The sequence below is a fragment of the Lyngbya sp. PCC 8106 genome, from assembly GCF_000169095.1.
Lineage (GTDB): Bacteria > Cyanobacteriota > Cyanobacteriia > Cyanobacteriales > Microcoleaceae > Capilliphycus.
Map to the genome: position 1 here is coordinate 1 of NZ_AAVU01000022.1, position 24,417 is coordinate 24,417.

The 24,417-nt window shown below is 39.7% G+C and carries 20 protein-coding genes; 4 read left to right on the forward strand and 16 right to left on the reverse strand.

The genetic code is table 11. The features are described from left to right. The 6 genes from L8106_RS15615 to L8106_RS15640 form a co-directional block, all read right to left on the reverse strand. Window positions 1-988, reverse strand: a 988-nt coding sequence (locus L8106_RS15615; protein ID WP_009785311.1) for a hypothetical protein, incomplete at its 3' end; no start/stop codon positions are given. 417 nt (window positions 989-1,405) lie between these two features. Next, window positions 1,406-1,645, reverse strand: a complete 240-nt coding sequence (locus L8106_RS15620; RefSeq protein WP_009785312.1) for a DNA-binding transcriptional regulator — start codon at window positions 1,643-1,645, stop codon at window positions 1,406-1,408. A gap of 202 nt (window positions 1,646-1,847) precedes the next feature. After that, window positions 1,848-2,396, reverse strand: coding sequence for a cyclic nucleotide-binding domain-containing protein (locus L8106_RS15625; RefSeq protein WP_009785313.1), 549 nt, complete (start codon window positions 2,394-2,396; stop codon window positions 1,848-1,850). A 45-nt stretch (window positions 2,397-2,441) separates the two neighbouring features. Continuing rightward, window positions 2,442-3,260 (reverse strand): tetratricopeptide repeat protein, encoded by an 819-nt coding sequence (locus tag L8106_RS15630; RefSeq protein ID WP_009785314.1) that lies wholly within the window; start codon window positions 3,258-3,260, stop codon window positions 2,442-2,444. Window positions 3,261-3,320: 60 nt separating this feature from the next. Then, complete coding sequence (gene msrA / locus L8106_RS15635) at window positions 3,321-3,788, reverse strand: peptide-methionine (S)-S-oxide reductase MsrA (protein WP_009785315.1); 468 nt, start codon at window positions 3,786-3,788, stop codon at window positions 3,321-3,323. 446 nt (window positions 3,789-4,234) lie between these two features. After that, complete coding sequence (locus L8106_RS15640) at window positions 4,235-4,828, reverse strand: thioredoxin family protein (protein WP_009785316.1); 594 nt, start codon at window positions 4,826-4,828, stop codon at window positions 4,235-4,237. A gap of 422 nt (window positions 4,829-5,250) precedes the next feature. Here L8106_RS15640 and L8106_RS15645 point away from each other — a divergent pair, with 422 nt between their 5' ends. Then, window positions 5,251-5,532, forward strand: a complete 282-nt coding sequence (locus tag L8106_RS15645) for a YiaA/YiaB family inner membrane protein (protein ID WP_009785317.1) — start codon at window positions 5,251-5,253, stop codon at window positions 5,530-5,532. A 141-nt stretch (window positions 5,533-5,673) separates the two neighbouring features. Here the strand turns inward: L8106_RS15645 and L8106_RS15650 are convergent, their stop codons facing one another. The 3 genes from L8106_RS15650 to L8106_RS15655 all read right to left on the reverse strand — a co-directional run bounded on the left by L8106_RS15650 (window position 5,674) and on the right by L8106_RS15655 (window position 9,129). Then, entirely contained in the window at window positions 5,674-6,462 is a 789-nt protein-coding gene (locus L8106_RS15650) for a response regulator transcription factor (protein ID WP_009785318.1), read from the reverse strand. A 316-nt stretch (window positions 6,463-6,778) separates the two neighbouring features. Next, a complete protein-coding gene (locus tag L8106_RS30595; protein WP_071941397.1) occupies window positions 6,779-7,108 on the reverse strand; it encodes a helix-turn-helix transcriptional regulator in 330 nt (109 codons plus the stop codon). Window positions 7,109-7,977: 869 nt separating this feature from the next. Next, the gene (locus L8106_RS15655) at window positions 7,978-9,129 is read right to left on the reverse strand and encodes a hypothetical protein (RefSeq protein ID WP_009785320.1); all 1,152 of its coding nucleotides are present in this window, start codon (window positions 9,127-9,129) and stop codon (window positions 7,978-7,980) included. Between the two features lie 357 nt (window positions 9,130-9,486). Here L8106_RS15655 and L8106_RS15660 point away from each other — a divergent pair, with 357 nt between their 5' ends. Continuing rightward, window positions 9,487-10,068 (forward strand): L,D-transpeptidase, encoded by a 582-nt coding sequence (locus tag L8106_RS15660; protein ID WP_009785321.1) that lies wholly within the window; start codon window positions 9,487-9,489, stop codon window positions 10,066-10,068. 341 nt (window positions 10,069-10,409) lie between these two features. On the opposite strand, the gene L8106_RS15665 is transcribed toward L8106_RS15660, so the two are convergent. Continuing rightward, complete coding sequence (locus L8106_RS15665) at window positions 10,410-11,531, reverse strand: protein kinase (protein WP_009785322.1); 1,122 nt, start codon at window positions 11,529-11,531, stop codon at window positions 10,410-10,412. Window positions 11,532-12,060: 529 nt separating this feature from the next. Here L8106_RS15665 and L8106_RS33725 point away from each other — a divergent pair. After that, entirely contained in the window at window positions 12,061-15,078 is a 3,018-nt protein-coding gene (locus tag L8106_RS33725) for a glycoside hydrolase family 10 protein (RefSeq protein ID WP_009785323.1), read from the forward strand. A 172-nt stretch (window positions 15,079-15,250) separates the two neighbouring features. On the opposite strand, the gene L8106_RS15675 is transcribed toward L8106_RS33725, so the two are convergent. The 3 genes from L8106_RS15675 to L8106_RS15685 all read right to left on the reverse strand — a co-directional run bounded on the left by L8106_RS15675 (window position 15,251) and on the right by L8106_RS15685 (window position 18,855). After that, the gene (locus L8106_RS15675) at window positions 15,251-15,547 is read right to left on the reverse strand and encodes an HU family DNA-binding protein (protein ID WP_009785324.1); all 297 of its coding nucleotides are present in this window, start codon (window positions 15,545-15,547) and stop codon (window positions 15,251-15,253) included. Between the two features lie 583 nt (window positions 15,548-16,130). Beyond that, a complete protein-coding gene (locus tag L8106_RS15680; protein ID WP_009785325.1) occupies window positions 16,131-16,937 on the reverse strand; it encodes an SDR family oxidoreductase in 807 nt (268 codons plus the stop codon). Window positions 16,938-17,577: 640 nt separating this feature from the next. Next, the gene (locus tag L8106_RS15685) at window positions 17,578-18,855 is read right to left on the reverse strand and encodes an ATP-binding protein (RefSeq protein WP_009785326.1); all 1,278 of its coding nucleotides are present in this window, start codon (window positions 18,853-18,855) and stop codon (window positions 17,578-17,580) included. Window positions 18,856-19,173: 318 nt separating this feature from the next. Between L8106_RS15685 and L8106_RS15690 the strand changes: the two genes are divergently transcribed. Continuing rightward, a complete protein-coding gene (locus L8106_RS15690) occupies window positions 19,174-20,496 on the forward strand; it encodes a hypothetical protein (protein WP_009785327.1) in 1,323 nt (440 codons plus the stop codon). A 16-nt stretch (window positions 20,497-20,512) separates the two neighbouring features. On the opposite strand, the gene L8106_RS15695 is transcribed toward L8106_RS15690, so the two are convergent. The 3 genes from L8106_RS15695 to L8106_RS30600 form a co-directional block, all read right to left on the reverse strand. Next, on the reverse strand, window positions 20,513-20,866 hold the full coding sequence (locus L8106_RS15695) for a hypothetical protein (protein WP_009785328.1): 354 nt from the start codon (window positions 20,864-20,866) through the stop codon (window positions 20,513-20,515). Window positions 20,867-20,906: 40 nt separating this feature from the next. Then, window positions 20,907-21,485 carry a hypothetical protein gene (locus tag L8106_RS15700; RefSeq protein WP_009785329.1) on the reverse strand — a complete coding sequence of 193 codons (579 nt, stop codon included), beginning with the start codon at window positions 21,483-21,485 and terminating at the stop codon, window positions 20,907-20,909. Between the two features lie 113 nt (window positions 21,486-21,598). After that, entirely contained in the window at window positions 21,599-24,100 is a 2,502-nt protein-coding gene (locus tag L8106_RS30600) for an adenylate/guanylate cyclase domain-containing protein (RefSeq protein ID WP_198012954.1), read from the reverse strand. Between the last annotated feature and the right edge of the window lie 317 nt (window positions 24,101-24,417).

The window sequence follows — 24,417 nt, forward strand, 5'->3', positions numbered from 1 at the left end:
TGCGATCAAGAAAATTTAATAATTCTCTGTTTGAATTATTTCTATTAAAAAAAATTAATCTAAACTCCCGATAAATTGATGACAGTGCATTGTTAATTGCCATATCTTCGGGAGAAATAATATCTATCTTTTTCTTGAGCATGATTTGATAGCCATCTTCTTGCTCGTCAAAAGCTAAGATAAACTTTCTAGAGTTATTTGTATTTTGATCTACATACTTATCTAAATGTTCGTTCCTCTTAACCCATTTTTTGCCGTTGTGGATAAAATAGGGTATTTTAGTTTCAAACTTGTCGTAAGTAAGCAATAAGATACCAGATTGATCTCGAAGAAGATATAAAGGAAAAAATATTTTAATTAGCTCCGAACATTCATTCGATAAGTTATCTTTTTCTAATTCGCATTTTATGTAAAATTCTAAAAAGCTCTCCAACGCATTATTTAATTCTCTTTTAGCTCTAGTAATTTCCGATTTGTTATATTCCTCATTCCCCAAACCTATCGTCTTAATGTAATCAAGACGGCTAATGACATCTTTTGCTGTTTTTAGTTTTTGCTTATGTTCTTCAACTTTATCTTTGAAAGAGACTTTTGAAGCTTGTTTCCACAGTTTTGTGTTTTTAAGAATTAAAGGTATCCATTTTTTATATAGTAGAATGTATTTGTCCGTCGTCTTCATTTCTAAGGAATTTATAGTATAGACGGGGATATTTTGATATTTATCTTTAACTTGACTGGGAACAGATAAATGTTCTCTCAATGGAGCGACGTATATACCAATAGTTTGAATATCTGGATACTTTTCGATCATTTGACATATTGCTTCAAATAATTGGTGAGTCTTACCTGAACCCGTACCATAATTGATTAGCTTGAATTGTGAATGGTTTTCTTGAAAACTCTTTTCTATAATGTTTAAATAAGAATTGAGAATCTTGTCGCGAATTAATTCTAACTGTCCAACAGCAATATTTCTTTCTTCTTGCATTATCAGTAACTAATTCTCTAAGTTCGTGGGTATCTTTATAAGGATAGTACAAAGGTTTTGTATTGCTTACTTTATTTTATTTTTTCTATATAATCTTTTATTAAAGGTGATAAGATGTGGCCTCTTTAAGTCCTTATCTCACCCGTCATATCAAGCGATTTAGGGATTATCTGATTGATATAGAGGCTATTCCATCTGCCTTACAGCCTTGGATGCTGGTTCTTTAGCCACATCTGTTACAAATCTTTACACCATGTTCAATTTTCCACGTATCTCCTCTTTGCACCAAAAAGGAAGTAATGGAATGAGAGCTATTGGTAAAATATAGAAGAATGCGGTTAGCATTGATGCACTCAGATTTTTTCTCCAAGAAATAAATGAGTATAAGCGCCCCTTTTGGGGTCAAATCTTGCTGGCCTACTGTTGCTTAAAATATTTGTAAAGCAGATCAGACCCTTGTACACCCATTTCTGCGAGTTTTTGTTCAATTGCATTTAAAGCAAGCTGGGAGGGTTTGGCGCGTCCTCTTTCCCATCGGTTCACAGTTTGAAATGAAACACCCAGACTGGCAGCTAGTTTTTCTTGGGATAAGCCTAAGCGTTCACGAAGGGTGCGAACAAGATTGGGGATATCTGAAACAGGAGTAGTCACTGGCATTGTTATTTCCTAAACTCTATCTTAACGTTAAGATATAACACCCCTTATATTCAACAGTGACGATACTGAACTTTTAGCTTGATCGTTTGTATCTTTTTTAAAAAGAGTATCAGAGAAATTACGGATTCAACTCTTACAACCCTTGAGGAATAACAAGATCAGCTTACACCCTCACTCGCCAATCTCCGATTTATTTTTTTATTCAAGAATCAGAAAAATCAACTCCTCGTAGACGCTTCATAATTAAATCAAACCGAGACAGATTGGGTTCAAGCTGATTCTCTAACGGCGAGTTAGTCTGAGAAGAAGGAGTAGGAGCGGATGTCTTGGATTCGTCGCTAAAGCGGTTAACTGTGTTTCGCAGTCGAGACGAGAGAAACTTGGTCACCGCTCGATAGAACCGTAGGGCAAAAAGGACATCGCGATCCAGTTTTTCAGTCAATAATTGTCGGGGAATTGCCAATACCACCGAATTTTCCACCGCTTTTACCGTCGCGGAGGGTAGACGTCCATCAATAAATGACATTTCTCCCAGAACTTCCCCACAGCCAATTTTGCCAATTTCTTGATTTCCGACTGCGGCAACTGAAACGCTAAGAGTTCCCTCCAAAACAATATAAAGTGCTGAGATGGGTTGACCCTCGTGGATGAGAATCGTGTGAGCCGTAACCTTTTCTCGGTTTCCATGGTTCACCATCCAGTCGATATCGCGATCATTTAACTCGCTTAAAATTACTAAAGCTTTGTTCATTAGAACCTGTAAAACAAGTGGTTTGAAGGGAAAATCACTAAATTTTTAGTACAACTGTAACATAAGCTGTTTTCGGTATTTCTGGGTTAACGAATGATCCTCACCCAGTAATTCAAACAAGGTCAACATGGCTTTACGAGCCGCATCATCTTTGTAGCTCCGACTGGTACTCACAAGCTCTAAAAAGAGAATCAGAGCGGGTTCATAGTCTTTTTCTAGGGTGAGACTACAGGCTTGAGCATAACGCCTATCAAGTTCACTTGTCCCTGGCTGCTGAACGACGGTTTGAAACTCAATTAACTGTTTTAACGCTTGGGCTTTGGGATAATATTCTCGTTGATCTTCAGAAATCGTTGCTAACAGCTTACTGGCTTTATCGTTTTGATGCACGTCCTGAAAAAATTGCGCGGCTTGTAAGCTCAAATCCGGCCGATTAGGATGGTTTTCGAGTAACTGTTGAAATAGATGTTGGGCGGAGTCTAAATCTTGATTGGCAATTGCCATTTCAATATTAGCTAATCCCTTTTCTAGTTCAGACTTTAAGTTAAGCTGCGCTAATACTTGTCGCAGTTGTACTTCGTTCAATGCACCCACAAATCCGCTCTTGACCTCTCCCTGATGTACAATTCGCACATCGGGAACACCCTCAATGTTGTAAGTATTGGCGAGATCGGGATTTTTGTCAATATCAACTTTGGCTAAAATAAAGTCGTATTCTTTGACTAGCTTTTCGAGTAAGGGCTTCATCAGTTGACAAGGCCCACACCAGGTGGCGAAAAAGTCTACGAGAATGATCTGTTCGTTTGACTTTTGCAAAACTTCAACTTCAAAGTCGCCACTGTTGACTTCTCTGCTATATCCCATTAAGTTACCTCACTCACCCAATATTAGTTGATCTGAAAATAGTCTTCTGCCTTTTTTTCGTTAGCGACTATTGCTAATTCCCTGCTTTTCATAATATTGTTGATGGTACGCTTCGGCAAGATAATATTCAGAACTGGCTTGAATTTGAGTCGCAATTTCTTTTTCGTACTGTCCAGACATCTGAAGCTTGTGTTTAGATCGTCTAGCCATCTGTTCTTGTTCGGGTGTATGATAAAAAATCACTGAACGATATTGTTCTCCTCGATCTGCCCCTTGACGATTATAGGAGGTTGGATCATGAATTTTCCAAAATATTTCTAATAACTTCTCATAGGAAATAAGATCGGGGTCATACTGGAGTTGAACGACTTCGGCGTGACCTGTTATGCGGGCGCAGACATCAAGATAGGATGGGTTGGGAAAATGTCCGCCCATATAGCCGACAGAGGTAGAGGAGATGCCTTGGACTCGACGAAATGCGGCTTCTACTCCCCAAAAGCAGCCCGCCCCAAATGTTGCTGTTTCCATTGTTTTCAACCTTTTAAGATCAATAAATTAATCGGAGAGCTAGTGCGATCACTTAAATTTGCTCAAGAGCAATCGTTTTTAGGGATATTCTCCCCTACTCAATGCTATATCAAATTTGATTTAACAATTTTTTAAGTCTGATTTGAGATCGGTGACTAAAACAGATCTGAGATTTTAATGAGAGGATCTTTACAAAAGCTTTACATCCTCTAACGGTAAAATTTACACGACTCACTATTTAACTAACAAAAAATATTGTAGGATTATTAATCAATGAGGTATTGCTTAACAACTAAGCAAATACTTTGGACTAGACTAGGCGTTCTATCAGGGGCATCAACAACTCAATCCAAGCTTTGTGTTGAATATTCAGGGAATTCAGATTATTCTAATTCCCTGATTTTATCCTCGAAAAAATCAAACTTGCTCTTGAAAATTAGATGATTTTAATTAACAATCATACTTCCATGAGCGCGAGGATCGCTATTGCTTTCTGGAGTTGTAACAGAGGGTTTAAAAGCAGAAACTTGTCCGGTTGCTTCAGCATAAGGTAGAGAATTACCTGCAATTAAAGCATCGAGATTTGCTTCCATCACTGTTGAGGGAATTTCTCCAATACTTTGGGCGATCGCAGTAGCTTGCTCATTCAAAAAGACAAAATGGGGAATCCCATCAACTCGATAATTTAAAATCTCCGGCAACCATTTACTATTATCAACATTGAGCATGACAAAATTGAGTTGATTTTCATAGTTATGCTTAATCTCTTTAAGCTGCGGTGCCATCGCTTGACAAGTGGTACACCAATTGGCATAAAACTCAATTAAAGTTGGCTTTCCATTACTCAAAGCAACCTCAAACGAAGTTGATTCTTCTGCTAGTTCGGGAAGAGAAGTTGAAGTCGCTTCAGTTCTCAAACCCACAAGAATAGCTGCACTTAAAATAACAGCAACCAGCGTAATTAACAGATTTCTCAGGCGAGTTGCAAAGGTTGATTGCTGAGTAGGCGAAGATACAGGTTTTGAGGACGGATCATTCATCGATATAGAGTTCTAGAATAATGACATCTTCATTTTAGTTGACTGGCATTAAACTGGTTGTGAAGCAGTTTCAGCCTTTCGCCATTACCCGTCTAAAAATTTGGGCATTTATTTGTCCAGTCAAATCTAAACTTGAGTTGTATAGAGTAACTGAGGCTGGTCTGAGTCCATTTGCTTATTTCTCTGCGGGTGACTCACAACCAGTTTATCGAGATTTAAGTTTCAATATGTTCTTAGGAACAGACAGTTTTTCAAGTGGATAATCTCCTGGCTAACAAACACAGGTAAAACTTGCCTGCGATCGCTCTGACAACAATTCTAGTAGTGTACACTTATTTAAACTGTCCATCACTTCACTGAGTTACTAATTCTCCAATTGTATGATAGCAGCAAAGCGCAATTCACTTCAGGAGTCTTGAATAATGAGCCAAAAAGCCCCACCTCTAAAAGATACACCAGCATGGATCTTTCAAGTTTGGCTGTCTTTTATCCTTGCTGTTTCTGCAACTACTTTGGGAATTATCTATCTACCTGTTGATAACTGGGTTAAAGGCTTTATGGGTATGGGAATGACATTCTCAATCGGTTCTTCTTTCACCCTGGCTAAAACCGTTCGAGATAATCACGAGGCTTATAAATTAGTCTCGAGAGTCGATGAAGCCCGAGTTGAGAAATTACTCGCTGATCATGATCTTCTCAAGTAAGAGGAGTCGGTGAAGGAAACTATAGAAGTCAGAAGTGAGTGAGTTGAGTGTGAGGGATTGAGAGTCAAAATTGTCTACTGTGAAAACTGATAATTGAGTAGATCATTCATCAATAGTCCCGATAGTGACTGGTGACTCTCTCTAGTCTGCTTTTGTGACCTTAGAACCTCCATTGCTACTAACAGACTCCTCTGTTGGTTCCTCCTCCTTTTCGTTTTGAACAGAACCGTTACTCGGTAACTCCAAACAATAACCTGCCCCGTATACGGTTTTAATATAGCGGGGATGCCGAGGATCGGGTTCCATTTTCGTTCTCAGATGTCGAATATGGACTCGAATGGTTTCGATATCATCATCAGGATCATAACCCCAGACTTCTTTGAGAATTTCACTGGGAGCGACAGTTTGACCATGACGCTGAAGCAGACAGTGTAGCAGTTCAAATTCTAGGTGAGTCAGTTTAACGGTTTTGTCAAACCAAATGGCTTCAAACCGTTCTGGAACTAAGGTCAAAACCCCATAGTTGAGAATTTCGCTGTGTTTAGCGGCTTGCGGAATCCGATCAGTTCGACGGAGTAAAGCACGAACTCGCGCTAGCATTTCTTCGAGTTCAAAGGGTTTAGTCAGATAATCATCTGCACCGGAGTTGAAGCCTTCGACTTTATTTTGAGTTTGTCCCAATGCTGTCAACATGACAATGGGGATATCTGACGTGCGTTCATCTCGTCGTAAACGTTGACAGACGGTAAACCCATCGACCTTGGGTAGCATCAAGTCTAAAATTATCAGGTCAGGTAATAACTGTAGGGCTAAGGCTTGCCCTTTTATGCCATCTTCAGCTTGACTGACTTCATAACCTGCCATTTCTAAGTTGATGGCTACAAGTTCTGCGATCGCAGGATCATCATCGATAACTAATATCCGAGGCATCATTTATATATATACAGTGGCTACGATGGGCAGTTAGATAAGCTTGTACATCGGTATAAGCTGATCACTTCTCCCAGAAGAGGCCTTAGAGAAGTTTGTCACCTTTGTCAAGCGTCTATAACTTATTCTAAAGTTTTGGTTAGAAGTATGCTGTCATGGTAAATTCAAGTGTACCGACTCTACAGCAGATTAGCAAGTATTAATACTGACTCAGTTATAATAGTCTCCTATAGGATCAACTCCCCCACTTGGTGATCTCCATTAGAGATCAGTGGGGGAGACGAGTTTTATTTGTGTCTATTTTTGTCAGTCGGCTTCACTGACATGACGAATAACGACCCGACAATAGCCCCGCTGCACGGCGACTGTACTCGGAGAGATATTGTTCAAGCAGATTAACCTGACGGCGGTTAACGCTGTAGTAGACCCATCGACCCTCTTGACGGGCCCGCACAAGAGAAGCCTCTCTTAACGCTTTCAGGTGAAACGAGAGCTTAGACTGGCTGACATGAAGCTGTTCACACAGTTCACAGACGCAGTATTCTTGCTGTTGCAGCAATTCTAAGACTCGAACTCGCAAAGGGTCAGATAGGGCATGGAAGCCTGATGCAACCTCAAAGGGTGAAGTTAGAGAAGTTGTGACCATCAATTTTTTTTTCTGTTAACGTCAAGAGCTATTCCAAAGCTGAAGTTTGAGACTACAGCCGAGGAAAAAGACAGCAGACCGAGTTTGCTTAAGAGGCAATCTCCTGACTGTCTATAGAGTTATACCTGCTAAATTAGTTGTTTTCCAACCGCAGAGACTTAATCACTATTTTTAGTATAGATATATTATGCCATTTTTGAACAAGATATACTCTCTTTTTTGGGTTGATCTATGAATTCAATACAAGTTTTTCACAGACTAAGTTACAAAAAATACACTCATCGGTCAAAAACAAGTTAAATGTCTAGACAAGTTTTGTACAAATTCAAAAATCCGTTTTTAGGCAAATTAAAGAATGCCAACACAATGGGCAACCCGGCTCAAATATCCCCCTCCTGGGGATTTTTTTCACAAGATTTTCACATTCTAGCCAGATTTGGAAGTCATAGATTCAAGTTAAACTACTACAATTTCTAAAATCAACTCAATTATAATTAATATTCTCTCCGGAAGATATGACTAATCCTCTACAACGAGAATTCGGATTTAGTCAATGTTCAGAGACCCCGGAGTAAAATGCCTTGGACTGAAGCATAATTTCAAGTGTGCAATCAAGTCTAGGATCAACTTTAAGGAGTCATTCTATATATCTAAATCACTTCTGGGTTGATTGCGAGCGAGTTGAGTAGCACTGGAGATCATTTAAAAATTCCCATAAAAATAAGCACAGACTGGGTATTGTTATACCCGTGCCTAAAACAAACAACCGATAATAGATGAGAAGCAGACAATCACGACTGATAATGTAATTGACTCACTCCTGACAAAAGGAAATGGGCAAATAGGGAGCTAGGGGATTGTTAATTTGATCAAAGTTCATTCTTGTGAAGCAATTCTTCGACTTGGTGGAGAATTGTTTTAAGCAACTGCGTTAACAACGGTAAATTATCAGACGGTAGAGCAGTTGAATTTGCACGTTCTTCAATTTCTGCTAATTTTTTCTCTAGTTGTTGGGCTAACCGTAAAGCATCTCGACTCAAAATAGTCATTTTATGTTGTTGGTGAAATTTTAACGCCGCACCTCGCAACACTTGTAAGTTTGCTTCTTCCCCATATTCTCCGGGTGTAACTCGCAGACGCAACAAAATATGACTTCCCCGATAAATACGCTCAACTTCAGCTTGTTTAGGCTGATCAACTGGAATCAACGGAAGTTCTAGCAACCGCTTTAATTCATTAATTACACCTTGAAATTGATTCACTTCTAAATCTTCTAAGACTGATTTTAAGACACCATCTTGACTCCACAAAATTCGACCAGTAGAAGCTTGACATTCAAAATACAAGCGACCAATTCCACCTGCGAGAATTCGACCTAAGAGTTCATGTAATAAGTGGTCGGGCGTTAATGTCGCTAAAATTTCCAGGGGATCATTTAAGTGATTCGTATAGATTTCTAAATTGAGCAAGTTTTTATCTACAGACTTGTCAATTTCAGAAGTCTCTGAAGTAGATTGAGCAACTGGAGTTGAAGAATTTAAAGATGCGTTTACCTTACCCTGTGTAGATTTGGACTCAGTACAAGAACAAATTTTAGGATTTTTATTAGGATTTTTATGGCGATTTAAAACATAACTATGATCAACTTCGACACCATTTTCTGAGTGTTTTTTGGGTGTCTTGACTTCTGAATTAGGATGCTGAGTACGATACAAATATGCAGATAAAATCACCTCTTGATCTGGAAAAGAAATCTTCTGCGTGACAATAGAGCAGTTGCGATAGGCTAAAATTTTATTGACATAATCTAAAGCCGAATGATCATCAGGATCAACCACCCCTAAATGCAAACAATCATCAGTTAACGATAATGGTAAAACTTGATAGTGTAAACACACTTCAAACGGAAGAATGCTGTCAATCAAAGGAAAAATCTGTTCAGCATCCATAGAAGTCGCCTCATTGGTGGGAGTTTGAGCTAACATTTGCTGATCAAAAAGTAATAGTGGATTTCTCAACATCCACTCCAATCCTAGAAGCTCATTGCCGGAAATCACTTTCCTAAATCAACATTATTCAACAATCATAAACGGTGAAATTTCTGTGAAAATTTGGAGTGGTGCAAGTCTAGTAGATACCTAAAGTTTACCCAAGTTTTTATAACTTTTACATACTCTATCATTCCTAGTTTAACAAGTTTATGTCCTTTTTGATCTCTGTTTTGTCGAAAGAACAAGAACTTCAATACGGGGCAGATGGATACCCCTCAACCGGATCTGACTCTTTTGCTAGGATTCGCCTGTGTTATGTTAAATTCCGGATAGAGAACGTCAAATTGTGTAAAATTTGTTTGCGGGTTCGTGCAGTACAAACAGTATATGGTGAGAGGAAAATTTTTTATATACCGTCTGAGATCCCTGAGTTCCCTCGTTGTTTTTCTATTACTCGCTACTCCTCAGCCTGTTATTTCCTCTCCTGTAAATGATGGAGTTGTGGCAGCAAAACTATCTGTTACCAAATTCTCAACTCCTAAATCTTCCCTTCTTCACCAGATCTCTAAACCTTCTGATCCGAAGTTACAGTTAATTATACGACTAAGCGATCGCCGAGTTTATGTTTATCGTCAAGATCAACTGCTGACCAGTTATCCAATTGCAGTAGGTCGAGACGGTTGGGAAACTCCCACAGGTCAATATCAAGTCATTCAGAAAATTCAAGAACCCGCCTGGGAACATCCCTTTACCGGAGAAATTATTCCCCCTGGCCCCGATAATCCCTTGGGGATGCGTTGGATCGGGTTTTGGACGGATGGCACCAACTACATCGGCTTTCACGGTACCCCCAACGAAGACACTGTAGGACAAGCCGCTTCTCATGGCTGTATCCGAATGTTGAACCAAGATGTACAATTATTATTTGAGAAAGTTATGATCGGAACACCTGTAATTGTAAAGCCTTAATTCTTTTGAAGAATAGTATCTTTTTAAAATAAATGATCTTGAGGTTTGACAGTAACAAAATTTTTGACAACGGAGTGGCGATTTCTTCAGAGAGTAATATCGAACTGAGTGGATTATCTGAACCCGGTATAGTTCAATTCAATTCTGATAGAAGTTGAACCTTTCCTGACAATATTCAATACTCAAATATTGTCTGGGGGAAATGTGATTATAGCAACGGGTTGTTTGACTTTGGAAGATTAAGCGTCTATTTCGAGAGGGTGATTTCTGCTTTTTCAGTAAACTGTTAACCGGACTTTCAAGGGCAATAAATTGATTAATCACCCTAATTACTGATCGGCTCACTTTGCTAATAACCCTAAGTATGAACTCATTTTACGAAGGAGATTCCAAGTAAAAGTCCAACATTGATTTAGCTTGTTTATTAAATCAGAAATAATAGTATTCTTCTTTTTATTCTTGTTTTCCTGAGTTTTTGTCTGGGATGTTTCTTGATAATTACTGGTTATTTTTGCTTGTTCTTGCTTGATGTCTCTAATACATTTTAAAATGACTTGACAATTTTGAGGGCGATTGCCGGGAAAAGTAGCCATTAAGTAATCAAGTAGATCAGCAAAATGTTGAGAAATATGGGGAGCATATTTCCGCCAGAGTAACTTACCTGTTCTAGGATTTTCGGGAAAAGCTTTTTCGGGTTTTCCTGTTAATAGAAATACCCACATCCGACCCAACCAGAAAAAGTCATCTGTTGCAATGTTTCTGCTCGTTATATTCTCCGGCACTAAGCAACCCGGACTGACAATACCTGTGGGACGACACTTAGCCAATACCTGTAACAACCCCTGTAGTAAGTTTCTTTGGCGCAACATTTGATAATCAGTTAATGCTAAATTTCCATCGGGTTTCAGTGTAATAGCTTTGGAATTAATGTCGCGAAAATAATAATTTTTACAATGAAATTCATCCAAAATTTTTACCATTTGTTTTAACCATTTTAGCGCCAGTTTTTCGCTAATGGGTTTGTTGTTTCGTCGGGTCATCCAATCTTCTAAAAGTAAACCTTCAATTTTTTCCATGACCAGACAGTGAACAGGTTCTTTCGATTCCTTCGGCATAAAGGTAAAATAGCCATCCTGTTCAACCCGAGGAATGCCGGGGTGTTTGAGTTGACATAAAACCTTCACTTCATGTTCAAAAAAAGCAATCGGTTTTTGTTGTAAAAAAGCAAGTTTGGGATGTGGTTTGAGTAAAACTCTTAAAACTTTGTTTGTACCTGTGTGGTTATCAACAATTTCAAACGTTTTACCAATTTCACAATTATCAAATTCACATCTACCAAGCTGCCTCAAGATCCGATATCGGTTTTGTAGCAAAAGATCAAAACCACAGTTACAGCAAACCAGTTGATTTTTATTCGCTGGATCTGTGGGATTAGGACATTGAAGATTGAAGCAATAACTCATAACGCGAAAAACCCATAGCGATATTATTAGATCAATTCTACTCTATTAAAATGAGGTCTACTCGTGCAGTGCTGAAGTGATACCCTGCACAAGTTAATGATAGGCATCGGGGGCTGAAAATAGTTAAACTGATTGAGTCTAGTGGAGAGCTTTTTTGTCACCCATCAGTTCCTATTGTCTAATTATTGTTTTTTCCTGAATCTTGAAATCTAGGTTAAACTGTAGTCTTGAATACCAGTGTTCTCTCTTGAATCGGATTATTCTCTCAATTTCTCAAAAACTATCTGATTTAACATTTTGAGTAAAAAGAGCAAGCTAGAATACGGTGTCTTCCCCAGTGATTCAAATTCTTGTAGAGTAGAATAGTGAAGATTTATCTAGGATTTCTGTGATTGGGGTGTTTTTTATGATGTAGTTAACCGCATCAGGTTAATTCTCATCAAATTTGAACTGTCATCCCTGAAAATTGGGCATGACAAACGTGCAACTGTGAGGCAGGGAACGTCGTTAACGCATTAAATTAATAGATATGATTCAGAAGCGCTCGCTATCTTTTTTCACACAAGCTTTAGTCGGAACTCTGGCGGGTACATTAATCAGTTGCTGGGTGTTACGTTCATCAACCGCAATGGCGGGTGCAGTGTTGGGAGTAGTTCGCTCTGACAGTGCAACCGATTGGAGCCAGATTGAAGGACGGCTGAAATCAAGCCAAGTTAATTATACAACTGTTGATCTCGATAATATTCGGAGTATTAACGATTTAGCAGGTATTCAAGTTTTGTTTTTGCCGAATGTAGAAGACTTAAAAACAGATCAGATTAAGATAATACAACAATGGGTTAATCAAGGGGGAAAACTGATCGCCAGTGGGCCGATTGGTCAGAAATCAACTCCTTTAGCCCGTCAACTTTTGAGGACTTTATTGGGTTCTTATTGGGCTTTTCCATTAAGTGGTGCGGCTCAACCAGAAGCCAAAAGAAATCGTTGTCGAGAACAAATTTGTCGTGATTTAACTGAATGGTCGCCCTCTTTTGAAAGTCAAGGAAGTGTGAATGGGGGTGTGTTAATTCCGTCTAGCTTAGAAAGCTACACCGCAGGCGTTTGGCAAGGAAGCGGCGGATCTCCATCTGTAATTACGACTCGGAGTGCAACTTATATCGGTTGGCGCTGGGGAAGTGGTGAAGGCGCAGATATTGATGCGGTTTGGTTACAAGCAGCCGTGAATCGCTATGATGGCGGGGTTAATCCGGGTTTAGCGGTTAATAATACTCCGACTCCGGTACAACCGACATTGACCAGTCCAAGCCGTTCTGTCGAATCGAATAACACGATCAGAGAGCCTGGAGTTCAACCGACTGGGAGAAATCGCGATCGCCGCACAGAACCAAATAATACGACAAGAGAAACTGCGGTTCAACCGACTGGGAGAAATCGGGGACGGAATACAGAAGCCAATCGGAACTCAGACTCTAATAATACAGATCGAACCTCTGGCAATCGAGCCGCTAATCGAGGAAGTTCAAACAGAGACAACTCCCGTTCACCAGTCAATAATAATCGACTGACCCCCAGAAACCAATCAGTTGAACAAACGCCTGCGACATCAGGTAGAAATTCGTCTTTAGCGTCAACTTTATCATCCGGTTCAACCTCTCAATCCGGGACACCTGCAACCAATTCTAATTGGAGGGCGACTCGTACCCCCAATAATCAAAGCGCACTCGATGATTTTGCAGATCCCTCCGATCAGATCGCACCTGCGGGGTTAAGCGTCACCCAGGGAAATGAACCGATCGATGAATACATGGCAAACGTCATGCGTCAAGAGTTGATGAACCTGTTAGGACGGTTTGAAAATGCCTTAGTTGCAGCCAATTCTGGCAGTACCCCAGTCAGTTTGACAGTGGCATCGACTCAACTCAACGAAGTCGCTCAAACCAATCCGATTGATAATCGAGCCGCAACAGAAGTGATCGCCTATGTCCAACAAGTTCTCAAAGACTTTCCCCAATTAGTCAATCAACAAAATTGGGCAGCCGCCCGACAACAGTGGTTAGAGGCTCGACAAAAACTTTGGGAAAATTATCCCATCGATGGGGAACGAGCAGGGGCAGAAATTCGCGCAGTTTGGCTCGATCGCGGTACGATTGTGCAAGCTCGGGGAGAAGCCGGACTCGCGAAAATCTTTGATCAACTCGCCCAAGCCGGAATTAATACCGTTTTCTTTGAAACCGTTAACGCAGGCTATCCCATTTATCCCACCCGAGTTGCACCGCAGCAAAACCCCCTCACTCAAGGTTGGGACCCGTTAGCCAGTGGGGTTAAACTTGCTCACGAACGGGGGATGGAACTACACGCTTGGTTGTGGACATTTGCCACCGCGAACCAGCGCCATAATACTTTAGTGAATCAGCCGACTAGCTATTTAGGGCCTGTTCTGACAGCTCATCCTGACTGGGCGAATCGTGATAGTCGAGGTCGAGTTTGGCATGAACGCGATGGTAAAGCTTATCTTGATCCCGCTAATCGTGAAGTTCGCAGTTATATTCTCCGGCTCGTCGGAGAGATTGTCCACAACTACGATGTTGATGGGATACAGCTTGACTATATTCGCTATCCGTTCCAAGATCCCAATCGCAATTTTAACTTTGGTTATGGTACCGCCGGACGAGAACAGTTTCGTCAGTTAACGGGAGTTGATCCGATCTCGGTGAGTCCGAAAGATAGTCAGTTGTGGCAACAGTGGGTGAACTTCCGAGTTGAACAGGTAAGTACGATGGTGCGGGAAGTGTCTCAGTTGCTACGCAAGCAATATCCAGATGTGATTTTCTCCGTGGCAGTCTTTCCCCATCCTGAACAGGATCGTATTCGCAAAATTCAACAACATTGGGAAACTTGGGCGCAACAGAATTATGTCGATTTGGTTGTACCCATGACCTATTCACTCGATACTAATCGTTTACAGCGAATTACTCAGCCGCTCACCCATTCTGATCGTCTCGGTGCGACTTTAATTGTGCCTTCGGTGAAGCTTCTGGATATTCCGGAAATTGTGGCAATTGATCAAATTCAGGCGTTACGAGACTTACCAACGGGTGGGTATTCTATTTTTGCGGTTGAAAGCATTGGTAATCATTTACAAGCCTTTTTTAACCGTACTCAGGGATGTATTGATCAAAGTTGTCGTTCTATTGCTATTCCCTACCGTCAACCGTTTGTGGCGGCCGCTGATCGGTATACGGCTTTGAAACGGGAATGGAGTTTTCTGTTAGCCAATGACCGTTTATGGATTCGAGATAATGAGTTGCAAGCGCTAAGTCAGCAAGCTGAGGAGTTAGCTGAAGCGTTGAACCAATTAGCGAGTAATCCGACGCCTGCAAATCTAAAGACTGCTCAAGGTCTCTTGAGTGCGTTTGAAGGTCAGTTTCAACGGTCTATGCGCCTACAAGCCTTAGAACGAGGCTATCAAGTCGAAAGTTGGGAAAATCGGTTAGCAACTGTAGAAATGTTGCTTCGTTACGGTGAACGAGTGGTATTAAAACAGTAAACAGTAATCGGGAGATCGGGAGATCGGGAGATTTTGACTTCTGACCTCACGATTTCTGAGTGTTGCCTCAGATGGGAAAAAACTAATCCCACGCCAAGCTGAAGATTGATCAACAAACCTGACATGGGACTGCATTAAAGCATACAGGGTCTTGTCAACCCATAAACTGGGTTTAGGCTACGATTTCGTCGGACTCCTCAGCCACCATCTCTTTAAACGCTTTTCCGGCTGAAAACGCTGGAACAGTGGTTTCGGGAATTGTCATGGGCTGGCCTGTGCTAGGGTTACGGCCTTCACGCGCTTTACGATGTCTGGCTTCAAATGAGCCAAATCCAACGAGTGTGACCTTTTCCCCTTCTGCAACGGCATCCATGATCGATTCACAGATCGCTGATACAATCGCGTCAGCTTGTTTCTTGGTGACTCCTGCTTTGAATGCAGTTTCTTGGACGAGCTGTTCTTTGTTCATGCTAAGTGTACCTCCTGAAGCTATTGCCTATGTTCTCAAACAGCAGAACTGATGGCTGTTCTAGCATAAACTGCTCTGTAATAGGCAAGTTTATCCTATTGTTTGCCTGTTAGTAGAAGGATTTTGACACAAAAGTTAAATGAATGGGGCTTGCTGAACCCCTGCGATCGCCTAAAATTTTACCTGATGATACTGACTGTAAAGCTAGATTAGTTCTGGGTTTGAGCATCCATCTGAAATCGCAAAAACCACTGATAGCCGGAGAATAGAGGATTTTGAGCTTGAGTTCATTTGCGGAAAAATATTGCTCAACTTGATCGCGATCGCAATTCAGAAAAATTTAAGGGTTCGGAGGTGATCAGATTTACAAGTTTCCTGACATTTGAGCGGTTCAACTCCCTAGACCCGTGAACAGTGAGCAGGAGGTCGGGTGCAGGGGGAGATAGGAGAGAAAAAACAACTTCTGACCTCACGACTTCTAACTTCTGATCGGAAATTGAACAGAAAAAAACCCGACTTCTTTGAGAAATCGAGTGAATGGTTATTCAACAATGCTATTTATTCAACAAAGAAACAGGTGAGATTAGGCTCTCATTTTTGAGTAAGAAGGGGATGGATGAGTCGAGAGGGGAGAAGCGAGTAATAAAACCTTCTCCAACAGTCCTGGTGCAATTCGGTTACACCAAACGGCTAAATGACTTTGCCATCCGACTAATATTTCGGGTGAGTCTTTACGAAGTCCATCAATTAACACTTCGGCGACTTCTTGGGCGGTCATCGGTACCACCCAACGGAATAATTGAAGTCGGCGTGTCATATCCGTATCTGTCAATGTGGGTAACAATGCCATGACTCGAATATTGTGTTCGGCGAGTTCGGCGCGTAGGGCTTGGGTAAACCCTAAGATGGCAAACTTTGTCGCGGAATAGGTTGCCATTGTGGGTGCGGCAATTTTTCCCATTAAACTAGAGACGTTAACAATGGTACCTTGTTTGCGGTTTGCCATCCGTCGCGCGACTGAACGGGTAATGGTGTACATTCCCATTAAATTGAGGGAAACTTCTTCTTGTAAGTCGGGTATTTTTGACTGTAAGAAGGGGGTTTGGTGGGCGACTCCGGCACAGTTTACCAGTAAATCAACTGGCCCGTGGGAACGCAATGCTTGAGTGATCGCAATGTTGACTTCGACAGGGTGAGTTAAGTCAATTGCTAAGGTGACAACTTCGACCTGAAATTGTGCTAATTCTTGGGATAATTCTGCTAGTTTTTGGCGATCCCGAGCGACGAGAAGTAGACGTTTAACTCCGGCTTTCGCAAGTTCTAATGCAATTGCCCGTCCAATTCCTCTTGATGCTCCGGTAATCAGTGCTGTAATTCCTTGAATTTTCATACAAACCTCCAAGGTTCAAGAATGCTGCATTTGTTCAAATATCAAGGCGGGAAAAAGCCATGATCATTGCAGCTTTGTGTGGTCAAATTGAGTTCAATAGAACGTTTCAATAAGGTCTTGAAAGATTATGCCAAGTGAAATGAAGCCTCTAAGAGGTTCTTCAGATCTTGAACGATGTTCAGGACTCAGCAATAACCTTGTTCTATTGAGACAAAAAGTTCAATTGAGTGGAAAAATTTATGGGTGAGGGAATGGGGTTAATCAGAGAATCGCAGTTTGTGTTTACTTTTCGACACACTGCTCCTTTGGTTTGTCTGACGTCCTATCTTTTGAAGCTGATTTGAATGGGACAGGGTATCAGACTTCTCTTGCGGTTTCCCTCAAGCGAGTCTTGTACTCACGACCCTAGAATAGAGTAGAGCATGGCTCATTTGTCTCCTTATAACGAGCGGGGGTTGAATTGTTAACTCCACATTCACAACGTAACAGTTTAATCAATAGTTTGCAACATTTTTTAATAAAAAACGCTTAACATTTCTTTACAATTCGAGCTTTTTTTCTCAGTAATAGTAAAAAGGTTGGATTTGGGCGACCAAAAACCCAACCGATAATCAGTAATGAATTGAACCGTTAATAACAGTTATTGAGTCAAAGGAAGGAAAACAATTATTTCTGTTCCTTCTCCGGGTTGAGAGACACATTGAAGTTGTCCCTGATGGGTTTCAACGACAACCTGATGACAAATATTCAGCCCAAAACCTGTTGCGGTTCCGAGTGGTTTAGTGCTAAAAAACGGTTCAAAGATTTTATTTTTAATGTTCTCAGGAATTCCAGTTCCATTATCTTTAATTCGGATTGTCACTTGGGGAGTAGTCGGGTGATTAGAATGATCACTAGAAGCAACTTCTGTTGTAATCCAAATCGTCGGTTCCTCTGAAGAAGTTTCGACTCGTCTATCTTCAAGTGCATCAATCGCATTATTCAGCAAGTTCATAAACACTTGATTAAGCTGTCCGGGATAACATTTAACCTCTGGAAGTTTACCATAATCTTTAACTAAAGTAATCGCCCGACCTTTTTTACCTTTGAGTTGAGATTGTAAAATCAAGATAATATCATCTAGAACCAGATGAAGATCAACAACTTTTTCTTCAGAATCATCAACCCGATAAATATTCCTCAATGACTCAACTAACTGACGAATCCGTTCAGCACCACTTTTCATTGATTCGATCACTTGAGGCAGATCTTCAAATAAGAATTCTAGATCTATTTCCTCAATTCTTTCTTGAATCACTGGGGAGGGATCAGAGTATTCTTCGCCATAGAGTGCGATTAAATCAATTAAGTCTTGAGTATAATCTGCGGCATGAGAAACATTGCCTTTAACGACAGAAACAGGATTATTAATTTCGTGAGTAATGCCTGAGAGCATTTGACCCAAAGTAGAAAACTTTTCACTTTGAATTAATCGTTCACGAGCTAGATTTAGATCACTTAAAGCTTGTTGTAGTTGAGGAAAACTGGAATAGGATTGTTGGGAATAACTCTGATGTTTTTTCAATCCTCGGCTGACTCGTCGGTTTAATTCATCGGGATCTATTGGCGCAAAGATCCAATCATCGATCTGAGGTTCTAAAAGGGAAAATTGGGAGTTGAGAAGTTCAGGTTGAGTCAGTAATAGATAAAAAGCAGAAGTGAGATCGCTCTGAGTTTTTAGGTGTTTGATCGCAGATAACACATCCACCTTGTCAGACATCCAAGTGTAAAGAATCAGGTGAGGATGAAGATTTTCCACACCAGCAAAAGTCAATTTTTCGGGGTTAGCCGTTACAACTTCATAGCCTTGTGCTTGCAAAATGGTTTGAAGTGTCCCTAGAGTTTGAACATCCTCATCAATAATTAGAATTGTAGCCATAATTGATTACTAAAAAATGCAGGGTTTACCCAATTAACGACAAGTGAACCTAGAAAAAGCTGGAAATGCGACGATGGCAAGTTACAGCGATGAGGGTGGGCCAATCGCTAGAGATTAGGAGGGAGTCATCTTCTATTTTATCGAGGATTCAACAACCTTGTCCTCAATTGAATCAAAGATTATTTTTCAGCAAAGATGAACTTATATTAAGCCATTCTACAAAAGTTCAATAAAAATTTAGCGATACTCTAGTTAATAAGATACGCTATGCTCGAAAGAGAAGTATGTTTTTTAGCACCAGTCCCGGAGGATATGTTAATGCAACGGCTTGGTAATCGCGCTTTTGAGATTCTCACTGGAGAAATCAACGGTGGTTCCCAGGATAATCTCACCAGTGAATTGGGGCGCAAAATTGTCTTGCAACGACTCGACAAGTTGCGATTGCAGATGGGTGAACCCCTTTCTTGTGATGAATTGCGTCAAATTGTTAGTGATCAATTTCCTGATTTTGATGAGAAAGTTCTTCAGGAGGCGGCTTCGGTTAACCGTACCCCTCAAACTTACAACCAAATCATGCGTGGAAGTCTGATTGTTGTTGGAATAATGGCTTTTGTTTGGTTTGTTAATTTACCTGTTCCGTTAATTCGTTGGCCAGTTAGTAAAACAATCCCAGTTTTGCTGTTTCCGAGTTATATGAATATGAATTATCACTATAAACAAGCCATTGCTAATGCTGAACAAACTGAAAAATTACTTCAGGAAGCAACGACTAATGCTGAGATTGATCTGAGTGAGCAGGAGATTCAAAAAGCTTATCAACATCTAGATCGATTACCCGCTTGGTTTTTAGATTTTAATCCTAAATTTTATTGTTCTTTGTTTAAATGTAGTTGGCAATTTACAACTGAAGAATATGAGGAAACTCGTGATTATATTCAAAAAATTGAAGGAAAAATAATTCAAGAACAGTATGCTCAAGAACGATTTAATGAAGCGGAATCTGCTCTTAATTCGGCTCGCAAAGAATATCAGAACTTAAAATCTGGGGAAAGACAAGTGATTGCGGCATGGCAAACAGCCATTGATTTATTTGATCAAATTCCTTCAGATACTCTGGCGGGACGTCTCTCGGAAAATCGTTCTTTAACGGCACAAAAAGATTTTGAGAAAGAAGTCGATCAAGCGACTCGTGAAAAGAGGGGAACAACTTTAATTGCAACGGCTCAACAATATGCTGTTCAAGCGGTGAATGTGGTTCAAAATCCTCCACATCCAGTGGAAAAATGGGAACAAGCCATTAATTTTTGGGAACAAGCCATTCGCCAACTCGAAAAGATTTCTCAGGATAATTCTTCCTATCAAGAAGCTCAAGAAAAGTTATCAGAATATAACTCTAATTTAAAAAAAATTAAGCGGCGACTTCAAGACGAAAAAGATTCAATTGAGGCAATGAAAAAGGCTCAAAAACTGATTACAGAATGGCGAGAGTTAACTCGTTCTAATGATCTCGATTATAGAGTAATGAATCGACAACTGGCTAATATTATTTATACCTTGGAAGAAGTACAGCCCGGAACAACGGTTAATGCAGAGGCTCAAGATTTACTGAGACGTACTCGCTATACTCGGAGTCAGCTTTAAGGGATAATGACGAAGTTTATTCGACTTCAAGTTGTAAACTTGGCATCAATCGCTGTAAGTTTTTTAAGGATTTACTTTGCCAAGGAATTGCATTCGAGGCGAGAACAATGAGGTTAATGGTTTTGATGCGTCGAACTTGTATTACAAATTTTGACAGCATATTAATTCCAGAACTATTGAGGTATTTTAATTCTCGTAGGTTGAGGGTAATTGTCTCAGGTTGTAAAGCGAGGACATCATTGAGTAAATGAATAATGGGGTTAGACTCATCTAAGTTACTCAATCGTAAAGAACCAACCAAGATAATTGTCGTTGTCTCGCTATCATATTTAACTTGGTATTCTTCGGTTTTAAACTCTTGAATGTCCATGCTAGTCACATCCTTGTTGATCAGTGTTCGGGTTAGTTATTTAGATAGCGAGTTGTACAACGGTGCTAACGATGAACATCTCTGAGTCCATTTTAACAGTCTCAAATTTCCACCCCAGATGGGCTTGATAGTCATTGATCATCGTGAGATAACCTAACCGCGAACTTTGACCATTTTCTAGATTTTGTTCAATTTGATTAATATACATTTCTTGTGGATCACTATTTAATAAGGTTTGAATGTAATCCTGAAATGATGAAATTGTACTGGGATCAATACTATTAATGACTAAAAAAGATAGCCACTCACGACTTAAATTAATTTTAATTTGAATCGGATAAACACAACGATTATCACTAAACTTCATCGCATTTTCGAGGAGTTCATTGGAGATAAAACTAACCGCACTTTGGATTTCTGCTTGTCGATGTTGAGTGGTCGGATCATCTTCACTTTTAGGAAAAAATGTGGTGACATAATCAGCCATAAAGTTAGCGGATAAGCCATTATTCCGCCAGCGAAGTTGAAGGGGAATTGAACTCGGCGAAAATCCGATGGCTAAAAATTCTTGATTGTCGGTTGAGGAAATCTCTACAAAATTTCCAAAGATTTGACTCATAAGGAAATAGGTTGACTTTAAAGGTTGATAGAAGGTGACATTGTTAGACTTAAGATAGAGCGAGTGACAAGCTAAGTGTTTAATCTGATCTATAATACACCAATTCTATTTGATCATACTTGACTTTGTAACCTTTGCCAATACATCAGGGCTACGGTATCTGTGGGATTTTCAGTCAGACATTCAGAAAATAATTGAATTGCTTGCTGATATTCTTCTTGATAGTAATAAGTAATAGCCAGTTCAAATTGTGTTTTAGTCTCTAACTTTTTTTGTCGAACTTGAGGTGAATCTGCTTCAAAAACTTCAAACACAGAAACTTTTTTTGATTTTCCAGTCACCACGACTTGATCGATTAACCGGAGTGAATAAGCTGTCGGATCAGGTAAGGCTAAAAAGGTGTTTTCACTAATTAATAAAGGAACACTATATCTTTTGGTTAGTTTTTCTAGACGGGCTGCTAAATTAACCGCGTCACTAATCACAGTGGTATCTATCCGATCCTTTCCCCCAACAATTCCTAACATTAAATCTCCCGTATTAATACCAATTCCAATCTGAACAGGAGAACGATCAGGACGGCAACGAGTTAGATTAAATTCACTTAAATATTTTAACATATCAATTCCCGCCTGCACCGCATGATCAGCACTACAGCCAAATAATGCCATAATTGCATCTCCAATATACTTATCAATTAACCCATAATTTTTTACGATAGCAGGTTCCATTTGGGCGAGATAAGCATTAATAAACTTAAAATTATCAGACGGACTCATTTGTTCAGAAAGCTGAGTAAAGCTGCGAATATCAGAGAATAAAATTGACATTTCTTGCTGCACAGCATCCCCAACTTTGACATCCACAATACTCTCATAACCTAAGAATGTTAAAAATTGATGAGGAACAAAGCGTTCTGCGGTAGAATTCAGTTGTTCTTCTTGATCTAAAGCCAGTTGTAAATCACAGTTAATTTTAAACAGATCTTCAATGAATATTTGTCGTTCAGTTTCAGAATTTTTGCGTTCAGAAGTATCTTGAAAAGCAGCAATTGCAAAGGCAATATTTCCAGCTTCGTCATAGATTGGTGTTCCCCAAGATTCTAAGGGAATAATCTGATCTCCTTGATGAACTTCAATATTATTAATGGTGACTGTTTCTCCGTTTAAAGCTCGCACCAAAGGTAAATCTTTTTCTGCATAAATCTGTTCTGTTCCGGCTATATAACTCGGATAAATTTCTGCATCTTGATCGGCTTCGGGAACTGCACCTGGCCCGAATAAACTTTGAGCAACATGATTAGAATAATAAATATTGCCTTGAGCATCAAGTACCACAACTCCGACAGGTATTGCTTCCAGAAATTGACTGAATTGTTGACTATTTAGTTTTTCAGGTGTTGTTAAATTTTGCTTTTTAGTTGAAATATTTTGATTTAATAAAGTTTCTTTTTCTTTTTCTTTTTCTTGTATTTGTGTAGATGCTTCTTGTAATTTAAAGTCTGTATTTTGAGGTTGATTAATACGGTCTTCTAAGCTACTATATAAATAATGGAGTTGTTGAGTGATTTGGTTTAATGCGGTGGTCAGTATTCCAACTTCATCCGTTGTGGTGACAGGAACAAGCTTTAAATTTCCATCTGCAATATGCCTGGCAGCCGTTGTTAGTGTTAAAATAGGTTGGGTTAAGTTTTGAACAAGTTTATAGATAAAAAAGCCAAAAATAATAGTCAAAAACAATCCTGCAAATAAAATATTTGTTGCTAATTTGTAAACGGGTTTAAGAACATGAAAACGTGATTTTTCTACGAGCAAAACAGAATTCCATTGTTCTAACCAACGATGCACCCCAATGATGGTTTCACCTGCATAGTTCAAGTCTTGATGTGTACCATTTTTTTGCTTTAATGCTGCTTCTAATCCTTGATTTTGTAAGCGACGAGGTAATTTTTTAGGATTGGGTATATTGGTATATATCGGAACTTTAAATCGAGTTACCCAGTAGATTTCTTCGTGAAGATCAGGGTCGGTTTGAGTAATGATTTCTGCAACTGTTTCTAGATTCAAGTTGACGGCTAATACACCTAATGTTTGATTGTTTTCTCCAGAGATGGGTGTAGAAATCGTTAAAGTCGGTTGATTAGTTGCCGGAAAAAGATAAATACTTTGAACATAAGTTTGTTTAAGTCCTTCAATAAAATATTCATCAGCATTTCGAGATTGACCTTCAGTGCTAGGATTGGTAGAAAATATAATTTTTCCTGTACTCGCTGTTAAAATAAAAATATCTCGCACATCAGATTGAGTGGCAAATGCTATACTCATTAATGATTGCATTTGACGATAGGCTCGGGCAAATTCTTCACTTGAGCGATCACGGGTTAATAGAACTTCAGCTTGAGTTTTGACTTCGGGAAGTAGCCCCAGAGAAACAGTTGCTTTGCGATGTGTTTCTAGCCAACGGTTTAAGCTGTCTTCTTTGAGGGTTGCACTCATCTGGAGTTGTTCTAAGGCTAACTCTATCATTGAAGATTTCGCATCAAGATAAGCTATTGTCCCCATACTGGACAAACTCACGAATAACAGCAGCAAAAAGGAGATGATCAGTTTGGACATCAAGCTTTTTGTCCAGAATTTCATAAACCCTATCCGTTGTACAAGTCTGGTTAGCCCGCTTGAGAAAAAAATTAACACAGTCGCTAAACCTGATGGTTTTGGTTCTTTATTAATGATAGCTGCCATTCTGTATAAAGTTGACTAATTAACTTCTACTTTAATGCTGAATTTGATCAAGTTAATCACCCTGTAGGATTGAGTAGAAAATGATTTTAGAACAAATACTGCCAAGTTTAAACCTGCGATCGCAGATCTAACAGCCTGATTAACCTCATTTTACAGCTAGACTGCGGAAGTCGATTGATTTTCCTAAATTT

Bases quoted from the DNA above. Each gene is read 5' to 3' on its own strand.
- L8106_RS15685 (WP_009785326.1), bottom strand. From the start codon at position 18,855: ATGGCTACAATTCTAATTATTGATGAGGATGTTCAAACTCTAGGGACA.
- L8106_RS15655 (WP_009785320.1), bottom strand. From the start codon at position 9,129: ATGTTGAGAAATCCACTATTACTTTTTGATCAGCAAATGTTAGCTCAA.
- L8106_RS15630 (WP_009785314.1), bottom strand. From the start codon at position 3,260: ATGGGATATAGCAGAGAAGTCAACAGTGGCGACTTTGAAGTTGAAGTT.
- L8106_RS15625 (WP_009785313.1), bottom strand. From the start codon at position 2,396: ATGAACAAAGCTTTAGTAATTTTAAGCGAGTTAAATGATCGCGATATC.
- L8106_RS30595 (WP_071941397.1), bottom strand. From the start codon at position 7,108: ATGGTCACAACTTCTCTAACTTCACCCTTTGAGGTTGCATCAGGCTTC.
- L8106_RS15650 (WP_009785318.1), bottom strand. From the start codon at position 6,462: ATGCCTCGGATATTAGTTATCGATGATGATCCTGCGATCGCAGAACTT.
- L8106_RS15695 (WP_009785328.1), bottom strand. From the start codon at position 20,866: ATGGACATTCAAGAGTTTAAAACCGAAGAATACCAAGTTAAATATGAT.
- L8106_RS15700 (WP_009785329.1), bottom strand. From the start codon at position 21,485: ATGAGTCAAATCTTTGGAAATTTTGTAGAGATTTCCTCAACCGACAAT.
- L8106_RS15675 (WP_009785324.1), bottom strand. From the start codon at position 15,547: ATGAACAAAGAACAGCTCGTCCAAGAAACTGCATTCAAAGCAGGAGTC.
- L8106_RS15690 (WP_009785327.1), top strand. From the start codon at position 19,174: ATGCAACGGCTTGGTAATCGCGCTTTTGAGATTCTCACTGGAGAAATC.
- L8106_RS15645 (WP_009785317.1), top strand. From the start codon at position 5,251: ATGAGCCAAAAAGCCCCACCTCTAAAAGATACACCAGCATGGATCTTT.
- L8106_RS15680 (WP_009785325.1), bottom strand. From the start codon at position 16,937: ATGAAAATTCAAGGAATTACAGCACTGATTACCGGAGCATCAAGAGGA.
- msrA (WP_009785315.1), bottom strand. From the start codon at position 3,788: ATGGAAACAGCAACATTTGGGGCGGGCTGCTTTTGGGGAGTAGAAGCC.
- L8106_RS15665 (WP_009785322.1), bottom strand. From the start codon at position 11,531: ATGAGTTATTGCTTCAATCTTCAATGTCCTAATCCCACAGATCCAGCG.
- L8106_RS15620 (WP_009785312.1), bottom strand. From the start codon at position 1,645: ATGCCAGTGACTACTCCTGTTTCAGATATCCCCAATCTTGTTCGCACC.
- L8106_RS15660 (WP_009785321.1), top strand. From the start codon at position 9,487: ATGGTGAGAGGAAAATTTTTTATATACCGTCTGAGATCCCTGAGTTCC.
- L8106_RS15640 (WP_009785316.1), bottom strand. From the start codon at position 4,828: ATGAATGATCCGTCCTCAAAACCTGTATCTTCGCCTACTCAGCAATCA.
- L8106_RS30600 (WP_198012954.1), bottom strand. From the start codon at position 24,100: ATGTCCAAACTGATCATCTCCTTTTTGCTGCTGTTATTCGTGAGTTTG.
- L8106_RS33725 (WP_009785323.1), top strand. From the start codon at position 12,061: ATGATTCAGAAGCGCTCGCTATCTTTTTTCACACAAGCTTTAGTCGGA.